The sequence below is a fragment of the Sandarakinorhabdus limnophila DSM 17366 genome, from assembly GCF_945882885.1.
Classification (GTDB): Bacteria; Pseudomonadota; Alphaproteobacteria; order Sphingomonadales; family Sphingomonadaceae; genus Sandarakinorhabdus; species Sandarakinorhabdus limnophila_A.
Window position 1 is genome coordinate 1 of record NZ_CAMCWT010000090.1, and the last position, 6,024, is coordinate 6,024.

The window sequence follows — 6,024 nt, forward strand, 5'->3', positions numbered from 1 at the left end:
CGCCGGGCGCTGGCGGTGCGCGCGGTGCAACTGGATGGCGCCAATCTTCTCGGCCCGATTGATGGCCCGCTGATGGTGAAGGTGCGATCGATGGCACCGCTGGCGCAGGGCTGGATCGAAGGCGACATGCTGCGCTTTGCCGAACCGCAATTTGGCGTTGCCCCCGGCCAGGCGGCGGTGGCCTATATCGGGGATCGGCTGGTGGCTGGCGGCACGATGGTGGCCACCGTGGCGGCCGAACCGGGCCTGATCCCGGCCTGAAATCCGGCGTCAGGAAACTGACAGTGTCAGACGATTGACGCCCGCCGCGCCTTCATCACCCTTTCCGATCAGGTGCGCGAAGCGATGATCGGTTGGCTCAGGCGCTTTGCGACGGTGTTTGCGTTGCGCTGAGCAGTTCCAGCACTGGCGCCAGGCTGCGATCGGGGGCTTCCTCCATCGGGATATGGCCGATGCCATCGAGGATGGTAACGCGGCTGCCCTTGATCTGGCTGTTGAACCATTGCGCGACCGAAACCGGGATCAGCTTGTCTTCCCGGCCCCACAGGATCAGCGTCGGCACGGTGAGGCCGGGCAGCTTGGCCGCCGCGCCATCATCGCCGCTGTACTGGCCGAACCGTTGCACCGTGGCGCGGCGATTGCCGGGGTAGAGCAGCAGTTCCCAATAGCGATCGACCATGGCCGGGGTGGCGATGGCCTGGTTGGAAACGCTCTGCTGGAAGCTCTTTTCGATCAGGCTGCGCGGCGTCACGGTGGCGAGGATGTCGCGCGCGACGGGCACGCGCGCCAGCCGGAAACCGAGCGGCGGCGAGGAACCTTTCGGCATCGGCTGGCCGCTGGCATCGACGAGAATAAGGGCGGAGAGCCGATCAGGGTGCGCCACGGCATAGCGCCAGGCGACACCGCCACCCATCGAATTGCCACCGAGCGCGAAGCGGGTGAGGCCGAGCTTGTCGACGAGTTTCTCGACGATGCCCACGTAAGCTGCGCTGGTGTACAGCCCTTCCGGCGTTGGCCCGGAAAGCCCGTGCGCCGGCAGATCGAGGCTGATGATGCGATAGCCCTTGGCGGTGAGCCGCGCCACCCACGGCTCCCAGGTGTGCAGCGAGGCGTTTGAGCCGTGGACGAGCACGACCGGGAAGCCATCGCGCGGCCCTTCATCGCGAACATGGATGGTGGTGCCCGGCGACAGTTCCACGAACTGGCTGGCGGTGTTGGCATATTTGGCCTTCAGCGTGGTCACTGGAATATCGGGTGTGGCAAACACCGCCCACAATACCGCGATCAAGCCAGCGAACACGGCCAGCCCGTAGCCCAAAACGCGCCACCAATTGCGCTTCTTCCCACCCGACATCAGATTGCCTCGATACGGACGGGCAGGCCATCCTTGGGCTTGGGGATCGGGAACATGCGGAAATCGCTTTCCACGTCACCCAGCGGCTTTTCCGCGCCGATGCGATGGCCTTCCAGCAGGGCGAAGAAGAACATCTTCACCTGCATATAGGCGAAATGCTGGCCCAGGCACATGTGGGCGCCGCCGCCGAAGGGCACCCAGGCATATTTGTGGCGGCCACGGCTGTTTTCGGCGGTGAAGCGGTTCGGATCGAAATGTTCCGGGCTCGGCCAATATTCTTCCAGGCGATGGCTGATCATCTGGTTGACGCCGATATGCGCGCCGGCCGGCACTACATGGTTCTGGAAGGTGAAGCTTTTCACGGCGCGGCGCGGCATCGACGGCACCGGCGGGATCAGCCGCAGCGCTTCCTTGAACACCATGTCGGTGAGTTCCATCTCGCCAAGCGTCTGATAGGTCAGCTTGCCGTGGCGCTCGCGGATGCCCTTGATCTCTTCGCGCAGCTTGTCCTGCCATTCCGGATATTTGGCCAGGCACCAGACAATGCTGGTGATCGACGACGTGGTGGTGTCGTGCGCGGCCATCATCAGGAAGTTCATGTGATCGATGATGTCCTGCTCACCGAGCAGATTGTCGTTCTCGTCGCGGGCGTTGCAGACCTGCGTGAAGATGTCTTTGGCTTCCACCCCGCGCCGCTTGGGGATTTCGCCGGCGAAATACTGGCTCATATACGCCCGGCCATCGACGCCGCGCTTCATGGCGGTAAACGGCAGCGGCTTGCGGATCACGCCAACCGACGCCGCGACCATGTCGCAGAAGGCCTTGTTGATCTTTTCGGCTTCGCCACCCCACGGCACGCCGAGGAAACTGGTGGCGGCGAGATCGAGGGTGAGGGACTTGATCGATGGGTAGAAGTTCAGCGATTTGCCCTTCGGCCATTTCGCAAGGCCGCGGGTGATGCCTCCATCCAGCTGGGTGAAATAATGCTGCATCGGCTCGGTCTTGAAGGCGACGCTCAGCGTCTTGCGGTGGATGCGATGCTCTTCGAAATCCATCAACATCAGCCCGCGCGGGAACAGCAGTTCCAGCACCGGATTCCAGCCCAGTTCGCTGGAGAAGATCTTGTCCTTGTTGAACAGGATCATCTCGTTGGCTTCCGGGCCAATCATCGAAACGCCCCAGCCGCCGAAATCCTGCCGGCGCACGATGCGGCCATGTTGCTCGAACAGTTCGCGGCTGCGGCCGAGCGGGTTGGCGAGGAACTTCAGCGTGCGCAGGATCGGAAAGCGCGCCGGCGTCATGCCGGGGATATGCTCAAGCTCCGCATAGGTCGGTTCCGGCAGATCGGCCGGGATGAATTCGCTATTGGCGACGGGGGCATTCATGGGCGCTTGCCTCTTGCTGGGTGCGGAAGTGAGGTACGCATTTCCACCGCCCGGCGCAATCACAGCGGCAAACCGCCACTTCCCCCGGCGGCGTCGCCCGGCTAACACGCCAACTGTGACACCGGATTTCGATCTTGTCCTTGCTGGCGGAGGCCTTGCCAACGGCCTTATCGCGCTGCGCCTTGCGCAACTGCGCCCGGAATTGCGCGTGGCCATCGTGGAAGCCGGGGCAACCATCGGCGGCGATCACACCTGGTCCAGCTTTGGGCTCGACATCAATGAAGAACAGCGCCGCTGGACCCAGCCGCTGTTTGCGCATCGCTGGGATTGCTATTCGGTGCGCTTTCCGCGCCATGCCCGCACGTTGAACGTGGGTTATGGCAGCAGCAACAGCGAGCGGCTGGCTGCCGAAGTGGCCAAGGCGCTGCCGCCGGACCGCATCATCACCGGTGTGCCGGTTGTGGCGATGACGCCCACCAGCGTGACGCTCGCCGATCAGCGCGTGCTGACCTGCAGCGCCGTGATCGATGGCCGCGGCCAGAGCAAATCGACCGCGCTCGATCTGCGGTGGCAGAAATTCCTCGGGCAAGAAGTGGAATTGGCGGATCCGCACGGCCTTGATGGCCCCATCATCATGGATGCGACGGTGCCGCAGCACGATGGCTACCGCTTCATCTACACATTGCCGTTCGGCCCGAAGCATGTGCTGATCGAAGACACGTATTTCTCCGATGGCCGCGATCTGGCGCCCGATCTGCTGCGCCAGCACATCGCCGATTACGCGGTGTCGCAGGGCTGGCAGATTACCGCCGTTACCCGTGAAGAAGCCGGCATCCTGCCGCTGGCCATTGGCGGCGATATCGAAAAATTCCTCGATGAAGGCGTACCCGGCGTGGCGCGCGTGGGCCTGGGCGCCGGCCTGTTTCATCCGGTGACCGGCTACAGCTTCCCCGATGCGGTGCGCATGGCCGATATGGTCGCCGCGCTGCCGGCGTTCGATGCCGCGACCATCCACCGCGCCTGCCGCGACCACGCAGTGCGTGTGTGGAACAGCCGCGGCATGTATCGCGTCCTCAATCGCATGTTGTTCCTCGCCGCTCAGGACGAGGAACGGCGCACGATCCTGGAACGTTTTTATGAACATCCAGACGATCTGGTGGGCCGGCTCTATGCCGCCGACAATCGCTGGAATGATTGGCCGAAAGTGTTTTCCGGCCGGCCGCCCATCCCGCCGCTGCGGGCGCTGGGCACGCTGGTCAAGTATGAATTGGGGATAAAATGACGACTGCCGCAGTGATTGGTTCCGGTTTTGGTGGATTGGCGCTGGCCATCCGCCTGCAATCGGCCGGCATCCAGACCACGTTGATCGAAGCCCGCGACAAGCCGGGTGGCCGTGCCTATGTGTTTGAAGATGATGGCTTCATCTTCGATGCCGGCCCCACCGTGATCACCGATCCGACCTGCCTGGAAGAATTGTTCGAGCTGTCTGGCCGCAAATTGTCGGACTATGTCGAACTGATGCCGGTGATGCCGTTTTACCGCCTGATGTGGGAAGACGGCACGGTTTTCGATTATTCCAACGACGAAAAGGAACTGCTGCGCCAGATCGGCGAACTCAACGTGAAAGACGTTGCCGGCTATCAGGAATTCCTGAAATTTTCGGATAACGTGTTTCGTGAAGGCTATGAAAAGCTGGGCCATGAAGCGTTCCTTGATTTCAAGTCGATGCTCAAGGCCGCGCCGCAGTTGATGCGTTATGAAGCCTTCCGTTCGGTCTATTCGATGGTGTCGCGCCACATTGAGGACGAGCGGCTGCGTCAGGCGTTCAGTTTCCACACGCTGCTGGTGGGCGGCAATCCGTTCCGCACGTCCAGCGTCTATGCGCTGATCCACGCGCTTGAAAAGAAATGGGGCGTCTGGTTCCCGCGCGGCGGCACCGGCTCGCTGGTGCGCGGCCTCGTCAAGCTGTTCGAGGATATCGGCGGCAGCGTGCGCATGGGCAGCAAGGTGGAAGCCATCATGGCTGACAGCGGGCGTATTACGGGTGTGCGCTGCGCCGATGGCTGGTCCGGCCGTTTCGATGCGGTGTGTTCCAATGGCGACGTGGTCAACACCTATCAGGAACTGCTGGGCGGCCACCCGCGCGGCGCCGAAATGGCGGCCAAGATGAAGCGCCGCAGCTTTTCGCCGTCGCTGTTCGTGCTGTATTTCGGCCTGAAGGGCGTGCGCACCGATGTGGCGCACCACACCATCCTGTTTGGCCATCGCTACAAGGAACTGCTCAGCGAAATCTACAAGGGCGGCGAGTTGCCTGAGGATTTCTCGTTGTATCTGCATCACCCGACGATGACCGATCCGTCGCTCGCACCCGAAGGCCACGGCGCTTATTATGTGCTGTCGCCGGTGCCGCATCTGGGCAAGCTGGACATCGATTGGGAAAAGGAAGCCCCGCGGTACGCCGATTCGATTCTGGACGCGTTGGAACGCCGTGTTCTGCCCAATCTCAAGCGCGATCTGGTGACGCTGCGCACCTGGACGCCGAAGGATTTCGAAACCGAACTGTTTGCTCACCAGGGCAGCGCGTTCTCCCTTGAGCCGGTGCTGTGGCAGAGCGCCTATTTCCGTACGCACAACCGCGATGATGTGCTGTCCAACCTCTATTTCGTTGGTGCCGGCACGCACCCCGGCGCCGGCATCCCCGGCGTGGTGGGCAGCGCCAAGGCCACCGGCAAGCTGATGTTGGAAGATCTGCTGGGCAAGAAGGCGGCGTAATCTTCGGCATTCAGCCCGCTTGCGCCGCGCGGCGCAGGCGGGCAGAAGCCCATCCGTGTCTGACGTTCTTGCCAATGCCCGCGACGCCATCGCCCGCGGTTCGAAAAGCTTCGCACTGGCCAGCCGCCTGTTCGATGGCCCAACGCGCGACCGCGCCATGCTGCTTTACGCCTGGTGCCGCCACACCGATGATGTGATCGATGGCCAGGTGCTGGGCGAGGGCCGCAACGACGATCGCCGGCCACCGGCCGAACGCCTGGCCGAAGTGCATTGGGAAACCGAACGCGCCCTGGCCGGCAATCCCACGCCCGGCACGCCTTATGAGGCGCTGGCGCTGGTGGTGCAGCAGACGGGGATGCCGGCACGCTATCCGCGCGATCTGATCCACGGCTTCCGCATCGACATGGAAGCGCGGCCATTCCACACCTTCGATGATACGCTCACCTATTGCTATCACGTGGCGGGCTGTGTGGGCGTGATGATGGCGATCGTGATGGGCGTGAAGCCCGATGA

Annotated in this window: 6 protein-coding genes; 4 read left to right on the forward strand and 2 right to left on the reverse strand. The window is 62.9% G+C overall.

Annotation, left to right across the window (positions count from 1 at the left end; all coding sequences use genetic code 11):
- A partial coding sequence (locus Q7O19_RS12765; RefSeq protein ID WP_369692483.1) for an aminomethyltransferase beta-barrel domain-containing protein occupies window positions 1-261 on the forward strand: 261 nt, incomplete at its 5' end.
- A 97-nt stretch (window positions 262-358) separates the two neighbouring features.
- Here the strand turns inward: Q7O19_RS12765 and Q7O19_RS12770 are convergent.
- Together Q7O19_RS12770 and Q7O19_RS12775 are read right to left on the reverse strand one after the other, a co-directional pair.
- Window positions 359-1,354 carry an alpha/beta fold hydrolase gene (locus Q7O19_RS12770; protein ID WP_303810880.1) on the reverse strand — a complete coding sequence of 332 codons (996 nt, stop codon included), beginning with the start codon at window positions 1,352-1,354 and terminating at the stop codon, window positions 359-361.
- Window positions 1,354-2,739, reverse strand: coding sequence for a cytochrome P450 (locus tag Q7O19_RS12775; protein WP_303810881.1), 1,386 nt, complete (start codon window positions 2,737-2,739; stop codon window positions 1,354-1,356). Before Q7O19_RS12775 ends, Q7O19_RS12770 begins: the two co-directional genes overlap by 1 nt.
- A 115-nt stretch (window positions 2,740-2,854) precedes the next feature.
- Here Q7O19_RS12775 and crtY point away from each other — a divergent pair, with 115 nt between their 5' ends.
- From crtY to Q7O19_RS12790, 3 genes are all read left to right on the forward strand, one after another.
- Window positions 2,855-4,021, forward strand: coding sequence for a lycopene beta-cyclase CrtY (crtY, locus tag Q7O19_RS12780; RefSeq protein WP_303810882.1), 1,167 nt, complete (start codon window positions 2,855-2,857; stop codon window positions 4,019-4,021).
- Window positions 4,018-5,511: a phytoene desaturase gene (locus tag Q7O19_RS12785; protein WP_303810883.1), complete on the forward strand. Its 1,494-nt coding sequence runs from the start codon at window positions 4,018-4,020 to the stop codon at window positions 5,509-5,511. The genes crtY and Q7O19_RS12785 overlap by 4 nt, the downstream gene beginning before the upstream one ends.
- 55 nt (window positions 5,512-5,566) lie before the next feature.
- A partial coding sequence (locus Q7O19_RS12790; protein ID WP_303810884.1) for a squalene/phytoene synthase family protein occupies window positions 5,567-6,024 on the forward strand: 458 nt, incomplete at its 3' end.